We start from the raw sequence: 16,187 nt of genomic DNA, 5'->3' as shown, positions 1-16,187 counted from the left end.
AATGGCCACCAAGGCACTGTCGGCCATGGACAGACCTACCTACTGGAACAGGATGATTCCCCTCAAACTTCTTCACTACCAATGCGATCGGTGATCCACAGGGAAACCCTTCGGTTTCTACCGGCGGCCGCGCCCCTCGCTCCGATGATCAGTAGACACCCCGTTGACAAGTGCCGTGGCTCACATCTAATCTTCTCTCACTGGATTTACACGATCGTGTAAATCTGCTTCTCCAAGGAGGCAGTTGCCGTGTCAACTTTCGTTCTGCTGCATGGCTCATGGCATGGATCATGGGCATGGAGAGGAGTGCGCAGGCGCCTGGCCGAGCGGGGGCATACGATCTTCACTCCCACGCTCGCCGGGTGCGCCGAACGCTTCGATGCCAACAATCATGCGGTCACTCTGAGAACCCACATCAACGAGATCGCAGGCATGTTGCGCTTCGAAGATCTGGACAACGTGGTCGTCGTCGGACACAGCTATGCGGGCACGCTGCTCGAGAGTATTGCCGCGCTCGAGCCCGAACGCGTCCGGCACCTGATCAATCTCGATGGCCACATCCTCGACCCTGGACAACGCGCCTACGACTTCTGGTCGTCGGAACAGGTTGACGAGGCTCTCACCTCGACCGAAGCCGGACATCCCTTCCGCAAGCCGCACCCACCCGAGACCCTCGGGATCACAGACCCAGCCCAACGCCGGTGGGTCTCCGCGCGACTGACCCCCCACCCACTCGGCTGCTACCGCGAATCCGTTCCGCCGGAAACGATTCCATCTACGACGGCCGCAAGGACCTACGTGCGTTGCATGGCTGGGCCCATCACCCACATGTTCGACGTGCATGCTGTCCGCGCACGCGAACGCGGTTGGTCTGTGTCGGAGATCGACGCCCCACACGACGCGATGATCACCCACCCCGATGTCCTGGCCGACCAGTTGGCGGACATCGCATCCCAAGCCATGGCCCACCCCGGCCATCGCTGATTCAGAAACAGGAGAAGAAGAGATGTCCCAGTCCACCACCCAGCGTCCCGCCGTAACCGACTACAAAGTACGTCCCACCGTGAACTTTACGGCCGCCGAACTCGAGGCCAGCCACATCGCTCGCTTCCATGAGTTGATCGAGGATGTCGAGGTGTTCAGCGACATCAAGTCCGCTGTGGGGCGCCGCAAGCACTTCCACCCGTTGTCCCCGCGCGGACATCTGGGGCCCGCAAAGATCACCACACCGCACAACTTCCACATGAGCTACGTCGAGGTCCCTCCGGGTTCGAGCTCGTTCCTCCACGCACACGACGCCGTGGAAGTGTTCATTCCGATTCACGGCAAGATCGCCTTCATTTTCAACGACGGCGGCGAGGAAGAGATCGTCCTGGATCCCCTCGACGTCTTCTCCGTCCCGCCTCACATGATCCGCAACTTCAAGAACATCGGGACGACCAATGCACTGTTCCTGGTGATCTATGACGGCGACGATGTCCTGAACAAGATCTACGTCGACCAGGAAACTCACGACAAGTTCGCACGAGAGGCGGCCGAGCGCTAGGGTCGAGCAGCCCAGTCGCACGGCGAGCCCACGGAACACGACTGCTACTCTTGCGACCGCTCGAGAGGACGTGAGAAGGATGGTTGCGATGGCGCGCGAGGACGACTCCCTCGACCGCCGCAGCAGGATCAGCAGAGCTGCCGAGCATCTGTTCTCAGAACGCGCATACGAAGCAGTCTCGATCCGTGACATCGCCGCCGACGCCGGCGTGAACAGCGCCCTCATTCGCTATTACTTCGGTACGAAGGACGAGTTGTATCGGGCGCTGTTCACCGACCGATACCAGGTCATATCGGCCGAACGAATGGCCGGGCTCACCGCTGTCCCCGACGGACTACCTGCCCGGGAGTCGCTCCGAGCGATCATCAGGGCATGGATCGCTCCCGTGGCGAGACTTGCGTGCCGCGAAGGCGACGCCAACTTTCTGATGTTGCTCGCTCGCGACCTGCTACGTCGTGACGACGAAATGCACTCCGGATTCCGCGAGGAACTCGACACAATGGCGCTCGAATGTATTGCCGCACTCAAGAACTGCGCGGCCGACGCCACTGAGAGCCAAGTCATCACAGCATATACGTGGTTCGTCTCGCTCGCGGTCAACGCAACTGCCAACCGCAGGCGCGCCGCCCGACTCACCTCCAGCGGCCGCCCCGAACCAATCGACGAGACCGAGTACGTCGATTCACTCGTAGCCTTCGTCACCCCCGGAGTGGCCGCGATGCTCGGGCTCGGCCTCAGCACGCAGAACTAGTTTCCCCGCAACGCAATTCCGCGCGGACTCCCACGAAACGTCGCTGCGCACCCACCCGTCACCACGTCATCAGAGGCGTCCCCTGGAACAAGCGATTCCCGGACGGACCGCCCGGAGAGTGCCACCATGAAGATCCCCATGCGCTGGATCGTCCTCATCGGATCGTTCATCGCCTATATTTTCGACGCCCTCGAAGTCGTCATCCTATCGATTGCACTACCCGACATCCGTGAAGATCTCGGACTGTCCGCAACCCAAGGCGGTCTCATGGCGACCGCTACCCTGCTCGGCATCGGCGCAAGCTCAATTACCGCCGGGTGGTTCGCCGACAACTACGGACGCAAGAAACCACTCCTCTACTGCCTGCTGATCTTCGGCGCCTTCACCGCGGCGATCGCGTTCATCGGCAACTTCTGGATCATCATGCTCCTCCGCTTCATCTCCGGTTTCGGGTTGGGTGGTGTCTGGGGCATCGTCTCCGCATACATTGTCGAGACCTGGCCCGCCCACCGTCGTGGTCGCGCCGTGGCGTTCGTCCTCAGCGCCTTCCCGATCGGTGGAGTGCTGGCCGCACTGCTCGCCCGTCTCGTCCTTCCGGACTGGCGGCTGCTGTTCTTCATTTCCGGAGTCGGCGTGGTCATCCCCCTCGCCATTGTCGCCTTCGGGTTCAAGGAATCCGCCGAATGGCAGACCGCCCGAAGGAACAGTACCGACGAGACTGCGACAGTGTCGGTCGCGCGCATCTTCAAACCCGATCTGCGCCGGACAACCCTCATCGGCACCGCTGTGTGCTCGCTGTCCCTGGTCGCGTGGTGGGGATCGTCAACCTGGCTCCCAACGTTCCTACACGAGGACAAAGGCGTGCCGATGACGACGGTGACGCTGTTGCTCACCTTGCTGAACGTCGGAATGTTTCTGGGCTACAACATTTTCGGCATCATTGCCGACAAGTACGGCCGCAAGCTCGCGATCATCATCAGCCTCGCCGGGACCGGACTCACCCTGCCTCTGTACGTTCTCGCCGGCGACGAACAATCGCTCTACTGGCTCGGTCCACTGTTCGCATTCTTCGTCGCCTTCTTCGGGCTCTACGGCTCCTACCTGAGCGAGATCTTCCCGACAGAAGTTCGAACGACCGGCGCCGGATTCTGCTTCAACATCGGGCGAGGAGTATCAGCACTCGCGCCGCTGATACTCGGCTTCATCGCCGGCGGCGTCGGACTCTCCACAGGCCTGCTCGTCTGCGCCAGCCTCTTCATCGTCGCCGCGGCGATGATGACGTTGATGCCCGACTCGAACCGGCGCCCGAAGGAACAGCACCAGCACAGCGACCGCGAGCCGACGGTCTCTCTCTAGGTAGAGGCAGCATCAGTCCAGTTGTCCGCCGAGTACAGAGCCTCGTCATCCGGCTCGGCGGTATCCGCCGCCGACCGTCCGGAAGTGGCGCGAAACCGTTCTCCCCGGCCTACCGTGGATCCATGGCTCCCGAAGAGTTCGACGTCATCGTGATCGGAGGCGGGCCGGCCGGGGAGAACGCGGCGGCCTACGCCATCGCCGGTAGCAACCGCACCGCGGCACTCGTCGAACACCAGTTGGTGGGCGGCGAGTGTTCGTATTGGGCGTGCATGCCGTCGAAGGCACTGCTCAGACCGGTCGAGGTGCTGAGCACCGCCCGGCACATGCCCGGTGTGGGGGAGAAGGTCAACGCGTACGGCCTCGACACCGAGGCCGTCCTGGCGCGCCGCGACCGATTCACCCACAACCTCGACGACTCGTCGCAGGTGCTGTGGGCGGATTCGGTCGGCATCGACGTGATCCGCGGGAGTGCACGGGTCACCGACGTCCGGGAGGTCACGGTGGGCGAGCGCGTGCTGCGGGCCCGGCACGCGGTGGTCCTCGCGACCGGCACGACGGCGAGCGTGCCGGACCTGCCGGGCCTGCGGGCCGCGCTGCCGTGGACGTCGCGGGACGCCACCAACGTCCGAGAGGTCCCGAAGCGGCTCGCGGTCGTCGGCGGTGGCGTGGTGGCTTGCGAGGCCGCGACGTGGCTGCACGAACTCGGGGCCGATGAGGTGACGCTCCTCGTCCGCGGATCGGCGCTGCTCGAGCGGACCGAGCCGTTCGCGGGTGAACTGGTCGCCGAGAAGTTGCGCAAGCACGGCATGAACATCCGCTTCGGCACGTCGGTGCAGTCGGCGTCCCGCCCCGACGCGGCCGACACCGGCGTCGGCCGGATCCACGGCGGACCGGTCACTCTGAGCGTGAGCGGCGACAGTTCCGACCCCGAGCTGACAGTCGACGAGGTGCTGGTCGCGACCGGCCGCACCCCCGCCACCGCGGGCCTTGGCCTCGACCGCGTCGGGCTTCCCGACCACGGCTACGTCACCGTCGACGACCATCTCACCGCGACCGGGGTGGACGGCGACTGGCTGTACGCGGTGGGAGACGTCAACGGCCGGGCACTGCTCACCCATATGGGCAAGTACCAGGCCCGGGTGTGCGGCGATGTGATCGCCGCCCGCGCGGAGGGCCGGCCGCTGGACGGGCCCCGCTTCGTCGCGTCGGCGGACCACGGCCAGGTGCCGCAGGTGGTGTTCACGACGCCGGAGGTCGCGGCGGTCGGACGGACCGAAAGCCAGTCCCGTGCAGATGGATTGGATGTCGGCGTGGTCGCGGTCGACATCGACGTCGCGGGCGCGGCGCTGTCCCGCGACGACTACTCCGGGCGTGCGTCGCTGGTGATCGACCGCGCCACCGACACGGTCGTCGGGGCCACGTTCGTCGGCTCGGGGGTCGCCGAACTGGTGCATGCCGCGACCGTCGCGGTAGTGGGCAGGGTGCCACTCGAGAGCCTGTGGCACGCGGTCCCGTCGTATCCGACGGTGAGCGAGGTGTGGCTGCGGCTACTCGAGGCGTGGCGCGCTCGATAGGCGCGGCTTCTCGGCCCTGACCACCAACCCCTCGAGTTGGATCGCGAGCAGACTGCGGGCAGCGGTCTCGAAATCGACCGGGAATGCCGCCTGCACCGACCAACCGGACGCGGCGCCGACGACCGCGTGCAGTCCGGCGACCAGGTACGCCTGATCGCGCACCGACAGCATGACGCCGAGTGCACCGCCGAGGATCCTCGCCAGTTCGGCTTGATTCCGTCGCCCCTGACCGCGACACCGTTCGAGCGCCTCGTCCGGCATCGGGTAGCGCAACAGTTCCGAGGATGCCGCGATCAGCCGGGACAGCAGTGGCCGCTCGGCGAGAGTCGCGGCCGTCGTCGCGGCGACCTGATCGATATCGATCGCGGTGCCGGTGTGCCGTAGCCCCGAATCGAGGTCCGGCAGCCACAGCGCGTACTCCCCGTCCATCAGATCGAGGAGCACACCCTCGCGGGAGCCGAAGTAGCGCAACACGTTCGAGGACGCCAGCCCGGCTTCGCGCGCTATCGCCCCCAACGACAGTGCGGTTACGTCGGCCTCGGCCAGCAGACGCCGCGTCGCCGTCAGGACGTCCTCCACCCGTCGAGCACGCTGCGCCGGCGTGCGTGCCCTCTGGAACGTCTCGTCGCTCACGGCACTCCCTTCACGAATCTCCTCCAAAATAACAGAAGACTCTTCTATTATCGGCGAACGCGCGTCCGAGCGGACGCACAGACGGGAGGCGATCACTGTGGGTCGACGGTTCAGGTACGCACTGGAGCGGAACGGCCGCGCCGACGCCGCAACGATGTTCGATCTGCTGCGTGACGCCGAGTCGTGGACAGAATGGGCCGGCTCCCCGATCACGCACGCGGGCTGGCGCGACGAAGCGCCCGCCGTGGGCGACGACGTCGTAGGGCGTGTGCGCCTCGTGGGTAGCCGGCGATCCCGGACGCCGGAGCAGGTCACGATTGACGACCGGCCCCACGTGCACGGTTACCGCGTGCTGACGCGATGGCCGGTCCGCGACTACCGGTCCCGCGTGGAGTTCACGCCACGGAACGACGGCACCACCACGGTGCGCTGGTCGGGAGATTTCGTCGAACGGATCCCCGGAACGGGATGGCTGTGGAAGCGGTTCCTCCTCCGCTTCCTCGGCGGTCTCGCCGACAACCTCATCCGGGAAGCGCAGCGGCGCGCGGCTGCACACGATTGACGGGGTCGGCGATGCCAACCTGTGTGTCTCCGTGCCCACGATATCTGGAATCGACCTCAATGGGCGGAACCGCAACTCGGCAGACCATCAGTGCGCTGTGGGCGGCGCCGGCTCCCCTTGCATCACAGTAGAACTGCCGCCGCGTATGGTCCCCACATGGGGAACTCATCGAAACGCGTGCGCCCATCGGCGTGTGCGCTCGTCGGGTCCGGCGTGGCGTTCGTACTCGCCACGAGCTGGTTGCTGCTCACAGCACCCGGCCAGCTGCCATCGCACTTCGAGGGATCCGGCGAGATCACCGAATGGATGAGCATCGGCCAGTACGTCACCGTCACCAGCGCCTTCACCCTCGGCACAGCACTGATCTGCGGTGGTGCTCGGTGGTACATCCCCAAGATCCCCGACCGCGCGCTCAATCTGACGGGCTCACAATCGAATTACTGGGCACGGCCCGAGAACAGGAACGAGTTCGACACCAAGATCATCGTTGACGTCGAGTGGATCGGCGTCCTGATCACCCTCACCATCCTCGGGGTCACGTGTCTGGCCTGTATCACCGCCGCCGGTGTACACATCCCGTTCTGGATCAGGCCGACTACGACCGTGCTCCCGATGCTGGCGCTGCTCGGTTACATCGGATATGTCTCCTACTCGGGCCGCTATAGCCCGCCGTCGTCGACAACCCGCCACCCGAGACTGTGACCTACCTGCCGACGTCCGGCGCGGGCGTGACGACGCCCGGGTCCGGACTCCACCGTCCGTCCTCGAGGTACGTAGGTTGTGGCCCAGACTCGGAGGGGCGCTGCATTTCACCATGGGACCGCCCCTGCGGTTGCTTGTACAGCGGTATGACCGCGCATGGCGTGAGGGAGTCGCGTTGGTAGTTGCCGCAGTGCCACGCACACCGTGGCCGGAGTTTGTGATCTTCGGAGTCGGGATCGTTTCCGCGCTGGCCTCGGCGCTGTTCGACTCGGACCCGTGGTTCATCGCTTCGGTCTTCACGTGTATCTTCGCGGGTCTGTCCATGGTGGTCACCAGAGTCATCGGCATGCGAGGGCGCACCGTCCAGATCGCCGCAATCGTGGCCGGAGGAGCAGCCGTCGCGTTCGGCGCCGTCTGGATGGCGCGCCATTGGAACGAGCCGGAGATCTTCTCCCCTGCGTTCGTCGGATACCTCGGCGGCGGGGTGTTGTTGTCGGGCATCCTCAATCTCGTGTTCGGGTCCCCACGTACGTAACGAGATCGGGCGAGGCGGGCGCCATTCGCCGCGGCGGGGATGCCGGTCGCGTCGGTCTGGTTGTGGCCGGTGTCGGCCAGGTCCTGCTCTTGGCCGCAACGATCGTGTTGTGGGTGCTCCGGCGCGAGTCCCGGGTGGAAGTGACTACGGCTCGGGAACCAGGTCCTCGGGCTCCATCGGAAACGAGTACTTGCCGGGAGCGTCGTCAACGGCCTCAATGACAAAGCGATCACTCTCGTCGATGTCGACGATCGTGGGAATTGACGCCCCACCTGGGCGGATTCGGACACGACTGCCAACCTGCAAACCCGTACGGGTTCCTTGATTCTCGAGCTCCGACCATGCCGAACTCGACCGAGAATGGGCGCAATTCTACGGCGGCCATGCGGTTCGATGACCAATCCTTCGGACTCCGGCGACCCGGACAACGACGATGTGCCGTACACAGTGGTACATAAGGGTGTTCGGCTCAACATCAACCCTGCTAGGACTCGGCGGCGCGGATGTCACGGGACCGCCGAGCAAGCGGGGTGAGCGATGCACCAGCTCACACCGACCGCAGCATCCTTATCCGTTCCGCGACGCGAGAGGGCGCGGCCACGCACAATCTGGCTATGAGTGCCGCGAAGGCTCCGCCGACGGCGGGGGCGTCGCGCCTCGGCTGCTCAGCCACTCCCAGTTCAGCAATTTGAGGGGCCACATGCCGGTCGGCGGCCAGCCGGGCGATGAATTTCGTCGAGCCCGTCAGGAGCGGTGTCAGCAGGCCCTTCCCACCACTCCAACACCGCCTCCCGCGAAGTCGCGTCCTCGGGAGTTGCGATCCTTCCAGCAAGCCTGGACGCCACCGAATCTTGGATCAGCCGTTGAGTGATGGATCCGGCTGCAATGTGATCCCGGCGATGCCTCCGAATCGACTGGAGAGAATCTGCAGTTCGGCGCGCAGGCTCGGGTAAAGGTCGGTCAAGGCGCTTTGAATGAACTCCACCCTCTCTTCGTCAGATGCGGCATCGAGCGTCGACGAATCCGGTTCTCCCTGTCGTCCTCTGGACATCTGTTCGTCGTTCGCATACATACCTGTCACTGCGACTGCGACATACATGATGCCGGGACGATGAAATTTCGTCTCCAACGTGACGAGAACCGTGCCGTCGATCCAACCTTGCGCGCTGACGCCGCCCTCACTCAACCCGTCGAACCATGTTGGCGGTTCAACGCTCTGCCCATCGCGTTCGAGAAGGAGCTTCGACGGGTCAACATGCCGAAGAGACAACTCGGTCAATCTCGGGGTCATGTCGAAACCGGCGTTTCGGGGAAGACGCGCGCCGAGAACCCCCGTACCAGAACGGTTCGAGTTGCCGGCTTTTTCACCTGCGCCATCAGGTTCTCGGGCTCTTCACGCGGTTGCCGGAAAACGGCATCTGCTCGTTCAGCGATCACCTTGGTCTTGTGCTCCTGATACGAGCACACCCCGTAGGTGACCATGGCGTCGACCGCTTTCGCGTAACGCCGGATGGTCGCGAAAGTCGCGTTCGTGCCGCCCTGCTCGAAGCGTGAGACGAAACTCGGATCGACCCCCATGCGCGCTGCCACCTCGCCCGCCGACAGGTTCAGCTGGACCCGACGAGCACGCAATTCACGAACGAGTTGGTTCTGCGCTCGCGCGAGGTCAACGCCGAGACGGTCTTCCGAACTCGCGTCGTCCATACCAGGGAGCACCATGTCGTATTACTCCTCTCCGATGCACAACCCGCCGACCTGCAGACTTGACTTTTAAAGCAAGTCTAGCAGGACTTCACTCCCACACCCGCCACAACCGAACCGGATCGTGGGCCTCACACCACTTGATCCCCCGCCACATCGCGTCAAGCATGTCACCGGTCTGCCCACCCTGGTCGTAGTCGCCGGCGACGCCTTTCCCTGCAGGGCACGAGGACCCGAGGATCGCATCTGCCTCACCATCCGGAGCAATCTTCGTCTCGAGGAAATACAGTCGATAGTCGACCTGTCTACCCCAAGTGCCTTCAGCTTTCAGTTCACCGAGCCAGGGCATGGGTTTGCGACTGAAGTGCCTTTGCCGGTCCACGTGCCAGCCGACCGGAACGGTGTAGGTGTCACCGCCGTTGTCGTCGACATCGAGCCCGACGTCGATCGCATCAATGATCAAGGCCGCGAGTACCTCGTAAGCGTCGCGATCGACCCGCTTCAGCTCAATTAGTTCATCCGCGCAGCTGTCGGTGTAGTTCCAGTCGCAACCCGGAGTGTGGATGCGGCTACGCCGAAGATGTTCAGGCACCGAGGCAAGTCCACGTCCCCGCGATCGTGGCACCAACGCATTCCTCCCCACCCACGAACAGCCAGTCGACAGTCGAGGAGTCAGGGTACGGCAAGCGCCTGACGAACGATGGGATAAGGCGTACGCGCCCCGCGCCGAGAGTTGATATCGAGGGAAGCCTGCGGCACCCCAGCTGCAAAGGCCAGTGGGACAATCAGTCCGAACGACGTGGGCCTGCCGGGCCGACACTGAGCCGTCCTGGAACCGATCACCCGGCACCCTGCCGCCGTGCCGTGATCGCGCCGTGGGGCCGGTAGCCACTTCCCGTTCTTGTGTGGGTCTCGATCACTTCGAAGCCGGACGCGGCCAACTCCCGGCCGAGCTCGACCACCGGCCATCGATAGGCCGTGGTGGCGGCGTGGTCGAACGGTTCCACCGCCCTGCCTTCGAAGAAGCCCACCAGCAGGCCGCCGCCTGGACGGATCACGCGCGCGAACTCGGCTAGCGGAGTCCGGAAGTCCTTCGGGTGGTGGTGAATCAGCGAGTACCAGGAGAGGACACCGCCGAGCGATTCCGTTGCGGCGTCCAAGGTCTCGAAGCCGCCGAGATCGAAGGAGAGATGCGGATACCGAGCGCGGGCACGGTCGACGAACTCGGGGACCAGGTCGATCCCGCTCGCAGCGAGTCCGCACCCGGCCAGGAAGTCAGTCCACTGTCCCGGCCCACAGCCGGCATCGAGCACGGGACCGGTCAGGGTATCGGCCCAACTGCCCACCAGCGCCCGGTCGGACGGGTGAACCGACGCCATCGAGCCGAAGAGGTCGACGTATTCCCCGGATCGGGCCGAGTACGCCTCTCTGACGATGTCACCTGTTCGGGCGCCCGCGTTATCCATGGTGTCGATCATCGCCCAGGAGGACACTGCGGACGGGGCGACCCGCCGCGGCACGTCCAACCCCGCCCCGAACCTTGGCTGACACAGCTGGTACACCCTGATCGCGCCCGCCCTTGCCCCTCGAGTGCGACGCTCACCTACGACTCCCCCGACCTGGTCGGCAAGAGCACCGCCCACACCGACTCCTATCATGGACTTTTCACGGTCATCGACAACGACGAGCATGCGCAGGAACAGATGGAGTTCGAGACCGACGACCCGGACATGCGCGGGTTGATGACCTTGTCGATCGAACTGCGAGACCACCCCGACGGCACCGAACTGGAGGCCCTCCACACCGACCTACCGCGGGGTGTGAGTGCCGCCGACAACGAGTTGGGCTGGAACGAGGCGCTGGATCGGTTGTCCGCCCTGGTCGAGGACGCCCGGAACACCGACACCACTGGTCGAGAACACCTTTGACAGGCAAGGTGGTGTTCACAACGCCGGAGGTAGCCGACGGCGGACGCACTGTCTGGCGTGCAAAACTGCTCAGTTCTGTAGATCCGACGCCGCATGACGCTGCCTGCTCCGCACGACCGGGTCTTCCGCGCGCCGACCGGTCCCAGGTTTCCTCAGCCGAGTCACCAGAACAGGAGCCGCCACGGCCGCGACCGGAATGCCCACGACGAAGGCCAGCGACAATATCGACAGCGAACTCGGTTCCGCCAATGGACTTCCCAGCAGCGCGGTGCGAACCATCACCCCTGTGACTGCGGTGACCGCGAGGCCCGTGACCAGGCCTCCGCTCATGAGCAGGACCGCGCTGAGCAGTTCGATTCGAAGCCCCGCTCGAGCGGACACTCCGAGGCGCGTCAGACCACGGCGGGTTCCACTCCGAGTTGTCGACCACATGAGCGTCGCGTTGACGGTTGCGAGGAAGCAGAACAAACCGGCTGGAAGGAGCACCACGATCACACCGGCCAGATCCCCCGATGCGTACTCCGAACTCGACGTCGACAGCCATTCGGCTACACCCAGCACCTGCTCGCCGGGCACCGCAGCGCGTACCGACGACAGAATCTCATCGGCATCGACGCCCTCGGCGGCTGCGACGAACGCAGGCCCTGCGACGGCGTCGGGGGCGTTCGCGGCCAGCCACTCTCTCGGAACGAGAATCGAGGGCACCAGTGTGGGGCTCCCTTGTACGATCGCGACGATCGGCAGGTTGTGCAGTACCCCGTCACCTGTGGCGAATCGAAGCTCCTGCCCCACGGCGTAATCGTCGTCCGAGGCTGCCTGTGCACTGAGCGCGACGCCTGGAACCGGCCCGCCGGTCATGTCCTCGAGGCGACCGTCCAGGACACGAACCGAGCGGGTGCTCGAGAACGGCACCGGTTCGATCCCTGCTGCGTCCAACCCGATTGCAGTGTCGCGATCGGTGGTGACCAGTTCGGTTGACAACGACGCGTCCACCACAGCGTCGGGCACGGAGGCCCAGTTGATGTCCGCGGGAGGATTCGTGACCACGAAGTCCGCACGAACCTCTTCGCGGGTGGCAAGGTCCACGGCGGTGTTGTCGGCACCGATCGTGACCAGTACCGAGCCTGCTATGCCGACGAACAGCAATGCAGGCACAGCGAGGACCGTCGTAGCTGCACGAGCGGAGCGCGCAGTTCGGGTCGCGAGGTGGACCGTTCCGTCGCGCCTACCGCGAATGAGGTCCAAGGACCTCGCCAACAGTCCCACGATCGCCGGAATTGCAACCGGGGCAACCGCAGCGAGCGCTCCACACAGAATCATCGGAAGAAGAAGCCCGAGTCCGACGGCCCCGTCGCCCGGCGCTCCGGCGCCGAGTGCTCCGATCACCAGAACGAGAGCCAGTGCGGCACCCGACAGTGCCCAGCGTCGAGCCGGAATTCTGTGCGTGACAGTGATGGAACGTGTGGCAGCCAGTGGGGAGACGCCGAGAACTCGTTTCGACCCGATGCGGGCGCCGACGATCGCGACACCGATCGTCGCCACCACTGTGGCGGCTAGAGACAACGCCTGGCCGGTGACGTCGAACTTCTCCGACACGAACCCTGTGTCGATCAGAAGTCCGAGGACCAGAGGTGCTATTGGGATCGACAGAACGACGCCCGCGATACCGGCAACCGTTGCGAGCGTCACGATCTCCCAGATCAGAAGGCGACGAAGTATGGGCGCCGTGGTACCGAGCAACCGTAGAATTCCCAGCTCGCGCCTCCGTGCGGCAATCACATAGCCGACCGTCGTCGCGAGGGTGATCCCGGTCAAGAAGCACGCGATGATCCCGACGGTTCCCGCGACGGACATCAGATCCTCGGCGCCTGATCCCAACGGCGTGTAGAACTCCGTCGCGACCGTGGGTGCCCCATCGTTGTCGAGCACGCCCGAGCCGCTGACCTGTACCTCGAATCCCTCGTCCGGTGCCATGACGGCCGTTGCCAGGAGCTGGGCACAGACCCCGATCATCGCCGCACCGATCAGCAAGGTGGTGAATGCGCCGAGGAACAGGCCGCGATGATGCCGAATGTTCGCTGCTGCAAAGCGCAACATGGTGGTCACCGACGCCTCCGGCGAGCATCTTCGTGCACCGAGTTAACTGCCCGGGACACGCGATCCGCGTCACCGCCGGGGAGTCTGCCGACAACCATTCCGTCCGCCAGGATGATGACTTCGTCCGCCCACGATGCGGCCCACGCGTCATGGGTCACCATGACGACGGTCGAGCCGAACTGGGAGACGACCTGTCGAAGCAGAACCAGAACGTCTTGTGCAGTGCGGACATCGAGTGCCCCGGTTGGTTCGTCGGCGAACACCACGGCCGGCTGGTTCAGCATGGCTCGTGCGATCGCGACCCGCTGACGTTGACCACCGGACAACGTGTCGATCGAGTCGCGCGCTCGATCAGCGAGGCCCACCCTGCCGAGAACCTCGCGAACGCGTCCAACTCGAGGATTCGCACCTGCAAGCCGTGCCGGCAGCGCGACGTTCTCCGCGACGTCGAGTGCGTCGAACAGGTTGTAGTCCTGAAAGACGAACCCGCAACGATCCCGACGAAGCTCTGCGAGCTGGTCATCGTCCAGCCCTCCGAGCGGGATACCGTCCAGTGTCACCAGCCCCTGATCGGGCTGCTCCAGCCCGCTCAGAAGGTTGAGTAGCGTCGACTTGCCGGAGCCCGACGAACCCATGATCGCCGTCCACGTCGACGGTGCGAAGCTGTGGGTGACACCGCCGAGGACTGGTCGTGAACTCTTGTCGAACCGTTTCGTCAGTCCCTGCGCTGCGGTCACACCGCGAGCCGGTGGACGTGGCCGATCAGTGTACGCGTTGGAAGGCATGTACACATCGAAGCCTCTTCTTCGGCCTGAATCAGTAGGCTGCGGGCTACCTCGACGGTAGCGCGTACGCGACCATCGGTCGTAAGTGGACACGCCCTCGATTGCGGCACAAGTCCCTCACCCGATTCCGCGAAGGTAGGTCAGCACCGCAGTCACGCGGCGGTCGGTGTCGGACCCGAGGGGCAGCTTGGCGAAGATGTTCCCGACGTGCTTGCGCACCGCTGCATCCGAGACGACGAGGGTTTCGGCGATGCGCGCGTTGGTGTTTCCCTCTGCCATCAAGGACAACACCTCGAGTTCGCGCGCGGTCAGCGTCGCCAACGAGCCCTGTCGGCGCGAACTGCCCACGAGCGCCTGGACAACTTCGGGATCGATCACTGTTGCGCCAGATGCGACCTTCTCCACTACATCGACGAATTCTCTGACGTGTCCGACACGTTCCTTGACGAGATATCCGATCCCACCGAGGGCGGGATTGTCGATCAATTCGGAGACGTACGCGACCGAGGTGTATTGCGAGAGAATCAGAACGCTGAGATTCGGTCTCTTCTTTCGCAATTCGACGGCCGCCGCCAAGCCTTCGTCGGTGAAAGTTGGGGGCATCCGAACGTCGGTGATCACCAGATCGGGGTTGTGGGCGGCAACTGCGCCGAGAAGCGAGTCGACGGTCGAGACCGATGCACACACATGGTGGCCTGCCGACTCCACCACGGCCGCGATTCCTTCGCGCAACAGTGGGAGGTCGTCCGCCAATACGATTCTCAGTCCCTGATCGGGCATCTCATCTCCACTGTTGTTCCACCGCCGGGCGGGCTCGACACAGAGATCGTGCCACCGAGTGCGTCGACGCGGTGCGACAACCCGACGAGACCGCGGCCCGATTTCGGGTCGGCTCCGCCGATGCCGTCGTCGGAGACCGCGAGAGTCCACATGCTGCCCGTCGCGATCGCAGTGATCGACAGATTCGTGGCATGCGCGTGCTTGATCGAGTTGGTGATGGCTTCGCTGATGACGAAGTACGAGACTTGTTCTATCCGAGGAGGTGGGCGGAAATCCGAGGGCAGATTCAGCGTCACGTCGACGGGAAGCTCGCCGAGGAGGTCCTCGACCGCAGCGACGAGTCCGGATTCCGTCAAGGCTTGCGGCAGGATTCCGCGAATGGTGCGCCTGAGTTCCCGCATCGACTCGTCGACCTGACGATGAGCAGTGCGGAGCAGTTCACGTGTTCGGTCGTCCACCGCCGACTGCTCGGCAAGCCCGATACTCAGTCCGACCGCGACGAGTCGGTGCTGGACTCCGTCGTGGAGCATGCCCTCGATTCGGGTTCGTTCGATGTCGAAAGCGTCGAGTAGGTCAGTCCTCGACGTGTGCAGGCGATCGACCTCGACTTCGAGCTCGGCTGCCGAGCGCAACGGAACCGTATGTGCTAGAGCGCTGTTGGTGACAGCCACGGCAGCGCAGGCATACAGCACCACGACGATCGTGGGTAACGCGAGTGCGGGCAACCACAAGGCCGCCGACAGTGTCGTCACCTGCAAGGTGAACACGCTGATCGGATCACTTCGAACCAAAAGTGGGGCCGCGAGAAGCGTTGTCGTCACCACAACTCCGGCGACCAACACTACTGCAGCGACCGGGGCCAGGACTGCGGCGACGACAAGTGCGTACGCCGCATGACGGACCGGCGGTGCGCTTGCGTTCCCTCTCCCGCCAACCCGCCACGATGTCGCTGTCGCCGGCTCGATCACGGCCAGTCGGGACACCTCGGCAGAGACGACCGTGCGTGCCAACACGTCCCGCCATCCCGGAACAGCCATCGCAACCAGTAGCGGAACGGCGAAGACCAGCACCATCCCGCCTACCACAACCGTCGAGGCGACGTACAACACCGCACGCCATGGCCACGGTGACAGGAGAAACCGGAGTGGTGGGTACAGCGACGAAGTCAGCGACGCCCTTCTGCCACCGCCCCACCGGTTCACACGGGCACCTTATCAAGCTCGTCGGGCGGCGTCGA

Annotated in this window: 18 protein-coding genes; 9 read left to right on the top strand and 9 right to left on the bottom strand. The window is 64.5% G+C overall.

Annotated elements, in window-relative coordinates; genetic code table 11:
• The first annotated feature begins 306 nt into the window (after positions 1-306).
• From ERC79_RS17385 to ERC79_RS17365, 5 genes are all read left to right on the top strand, one after another.
• Positions 307-984: an alpha/beta hydrolase gene (locus ERC79_RS17385; protein WP_242676616.1), complete on the top strand. Its 678-nt coding sequence runs from the start codon at positions 307-309 to the stop codon at positions 982-984.
• Between the two features lie 22 nt (positions 985-1,006).
• The gene (locus tag ERC79_RS17380) at positions 1,007-1,546 is read left to right on the top strand and encodes a cupin domain-containing protein (protein WP_165497160.1); all 540 of its coding nucleotides are present in this window, start codon (positions 1,007-1,009) and stop codon (positions 1,544-1,546) included.
• Positions 1,547-1,634: 88 nt separating this feature from the next.
• On the top strand, positions 1,635-2,297 hold the full coding sequence (locus ERC79_RS17375; RefSeq protein WP_165497159.1) for a TetR family transcriptional regulator: 663 nt from the start codon (positions 1,635-1,637) through the stop codon (positions 2,295-2,297).
• 126 nt (positions 2,298-2,423) lie between these two features.
• Positions 2,424-3,653 carry an MFS transporter gene (locus ERC79_RS17370; RefSeq protein WP_242676615.1) on the top strand — a complete coding sequence of 410 codons (1,230 nt, stop codon included), beginning with the start codon at positions 2,424-2,426 and terminating at the stop codon, positions 3,651-3,653.
• A 122-nt stretch (positions 3,654-3,775) separates the two neighbouring features.
• Positions 3,776-5,227: an NAD(P)/FAD-dependent oxidoreductase gene (locus ERC79_RS17365; protein ID WP_131579672.1), complete on the top strand. Its 1,452-nt coding sequence runs from the start codon at positions 3,776-3,778 to the stop codon at positions 5,225-5,227.
• Here the strand turns inward: ERC79_RS17365 and ERC79_RS17360 are convergent.
• A complete protein-coding gene (locus ERC79_RS17360; RefSeq protein ID WP_165497158.1) occupies positions 5,201-5,860 on the bottom strand; it encodes a TetR/AcrR family transcriptional regulator in 660 nt (219 codons plus the stop codon). The two genes, ERC79_RS17365 and ERC79_RS17360, sit on opposite strands and share 27 nt — an antisense overlap.
• 97 nt (positions 5,861-5,957) lie before the next feature.
• Between ERC79_RS17360 and ERC79_RS17355 the strand changes: the two genes are divergently transcribed.
• From ERC79_RS17355 to ERC79_RS17345, 3 genes are all read left to right on the top strand, one after another.
• Complete coding sequence (locus tag ERC79_RS17355; RefSeq protein ID WP_165497157.1) at positions 5,958-6,422, top strand: SRPBCC family protein; 465 nt, start codon at positions 5,958-5,960, stop codon at positions 6,420-6,422.
• A 156-nt stretch (positions 6,423-6,578) separates the two neighbouring features.
• A complete protein-coding gene (locus ERC79_RS17350; RefSeq protein WP_131579669.1) occupies positions 6,579-7,124 on the top strand; it encodes a hypothetical protein in 546 nt (181 codons plus the stop codon).
• 112 nt (positions 7,125-7,236) lie between these two features.
• Positions 7,237-7,659 (top strand): hypothetical protein, encoded by a 423-nt coding sequence (locus ERC79_RS17345; RefSeq protein WP_131579668.1) that lies wholly within the window; start codon positions 7,237-7,239, stop codon positions 7,657-7,659.
• 856 nt (positions 7,660-8,515) lie between these two features.
• Here the strand turns inward: ERC79_RS17345 and ERC79_RS17340 are convergent.
• The 4 genes from ERC79_RS17340 to ERC79_RS17325 form a co-directional block, all read right to left on the bottom strand.
• Complete coding sequence (locus tag ERC79_RS17340) at positions 8,516-8,950, bottom strand: hypothetical protein (RefSeq protein WP_131579667.1); 435 nt, start codon at positions 8,948-8,950, stop codon at positions 8,516-8,518.
• A complete protein-coding gene (locus ERC79_RS17335) occupies positions 8,947-9,363 on the bottom strand; it encodes a helix-turn-helix transcriptional regulator (protein WP_165497156.1) in 417 nt (138 codons plus the stop codon). The genes ERC79_RS17340 and ERC79_RS17335 overlap by 4 nt, the downstream gene beginning before the upstream one ends.
• Before the next feature lie 88 nt (positions 9,364-9,451).
• Positions 9,452-9,952 (bottom strand): hypothetical protein, encoded by a 501-nt coding sequence (locus ERC79_RS17330; protein ID WP_131579665.1) that lies wholly within the window; start codon positions 9,950-9,952, stop codon positions 9,452-9,454.
• 247 nt (positions 9,953-10,199) lie between these two features.
• Entirely contained in the window at positions 10,200-10,826 is a 627-nt protein-coding gene (locus tag ERC79_RS17325; protein ID WP_207390355.1) for a class I SAM-dependent methyltransferase, read from the bottom strand.
• Between the two features lie 237 nt (positions 10,827-11,063).
• Here ERC79_RS17325 and ERC79_RS23600 point away from each other — a divergent pair, with 237 nt between their 5' ends.
• Positions 11,064-11,288 carry an SRPBCC domain-containing protein gene (locus tag ERC79_RS23600; protein ID WP_242676614.1) on the top strand — a complete coding sequence of 75 codons (225 nt, stop codon included), beginning with the start codon at positions 11,064-11,066 and terminating at the stop codon, positions 11,286-11,288.
• 69 nt (positions 11,289-11,357) lie between these two features.
• Here ERC79_RS23600 and ERC79_RS17315 read toward each other — a convergent pair whose 3' ends face one another.
• From ERC79_RS17315 to ERC79_RS17300, 4 genes are all read right to left on the bottom strand, one after another.
• The gene (locus ERC79_RS17315; protein WP_347563598.1) at positions 11,358-13,385 is read right to left on the bottom strand and encodes an FtsX-like permease family protein; all 2,028 of its coding nucleotides are present in this window, start codon (positions 13,383-13,385) and stop codon (positions 11,358-11,360) included.
• A 5-nt stretch (positions 13,386-13,390) separates the two neighbouring features.
• Positions 13,391-14,122, bottom strand: coding sequence for an ABC transporter ATP-binding protein (locus ERC79_RS17310; RefSeq protein ID WP_207390353.1), 732 nt, complete (start codon positions 14,120-14,122; stop codon positions 13,391-13,393).
• 165 nt (positions 14,123-14,287) lie between these two features.
• Positions 14,288-14,950, bottom strand: a complete 663-nt coding sequence (locus tag ERC79_RS17305; RefSeq protein WP_131579661.1) for a response regulator transcription factor — start codon at positions 14,948-14,950, stop codon at positions 14,288-14,290.
• Complete coding sequence (locus ERC79_RS17300) at positions 14,932-16,059, bottom strand: ATP-binding protein (RefSeq protein WP_165497155.1); 1,128 nt, start codon at positions 16,057-16,059, stop codon at positions 14,932-14,934. The genes ERC79_RS17305 and ERC79_RS17300 overlap by 19 nt, the downstream gene beginning before the upstream one ends.
• Between the last annotated feature and the right edge of the window lie 128 nt (positions 16,060-16,187).

This window comes from Rhodococcus sp. ABRD24, assembly GCF_004328705.1.
In the GTDB taxonomy this organism is placed as follows: domain Bacteria; phylum Actinomycetota; class Actinomycetes; order Mycobacteriales; family Mycobacteriaceae; genus Prescottella.
Note: the sequence above shows the minus strand (reverse complement) of the source record. Positions and strands in the feature narration are given on the sequence as shown.

Coding starts and splice junctions, on each gene's coding strand:
- ERC79_RS17380 (WP_165497160.1), top strand. CDS start 1,007: ATGTCCCAGTCCACCACCCAGCGTCCCGCCGTAACCGACTACAAAGTA.
- ERC79_RS17375 (WP_165497159.1), top strand. CDS start 1,635: ATGGCGCGCGAGGACGACTCCCTCGACCGCCGCAGCAGGATCAGCAGA.
- ERC79_RS17370 (WP_242676615.1), top strand. CDS start 2,424: ATGAAGATCCCCATGCGCTGGATCGTCCTCATCGGATCGTTCATCGCC.
- ERC79_RS17365 (WP_131579672.1), top strand. CDS start 3,776: ATGGCTCCCGAAGAGTTCGACGTCATCGTGATCGGAGGCGGGCCGGCC.
- ERC79_RS17350 (WP_131579669.1), top strand. CDS start 6,579: ATGGGGAACTCATCGAAACGCGTGCGCCCATCGGCGTGTGCGCTCGTC.
- ERC79_RS17345 (WP_131579668.1), top strand. CDS start 7,237: ATGGGACCGCCCCTGCGGTTGCTTGTACAGCGGTATGACCGCGCATGG.
- ERC79_RS17340 (WP_131579667.1), bottom strand. CDS start 8,950: ATGACCCCGAGATTGACCGAGTTGTCTCTTCGGCATGTTGACCCGTCG.
- ERC79_RS17335 (WP_165497156.1), bottom strand. CDS start 9,363: ATGGACGACGCGAGTTCGGAAGACCGTCTCGGCGTTGACCTCGCGCGA.
- ERC79_RS17325 (WP_207390355.1), bottom strand. CDS start 10,826: ATGGATAACGCGGGCGCCCGAACAGGTGACATCGTCAGAGAGGCGTAC.
- ERC79_RS23600 (WP_242676614.1), top strand. CDS start 11,064: ATGGAGTTCGAGACCGACGACCCGGACATGCGCGGGTTGATGACCTTG.
- ERC79_RS17315 (WP_347563598.1), bottom strand. CDS start 13,385: ATGTTGCGCTTTGCAGCAGCGAACATTCGGCATCATCGCGGCCTGTTC.
- ERC79_RS17305 (WP_131579661.1), bottom strand. CDS start 14,950: ATGCCCGATCAGGGACTGAGAATCGTATTGGCGGACGACCTCCCACTG.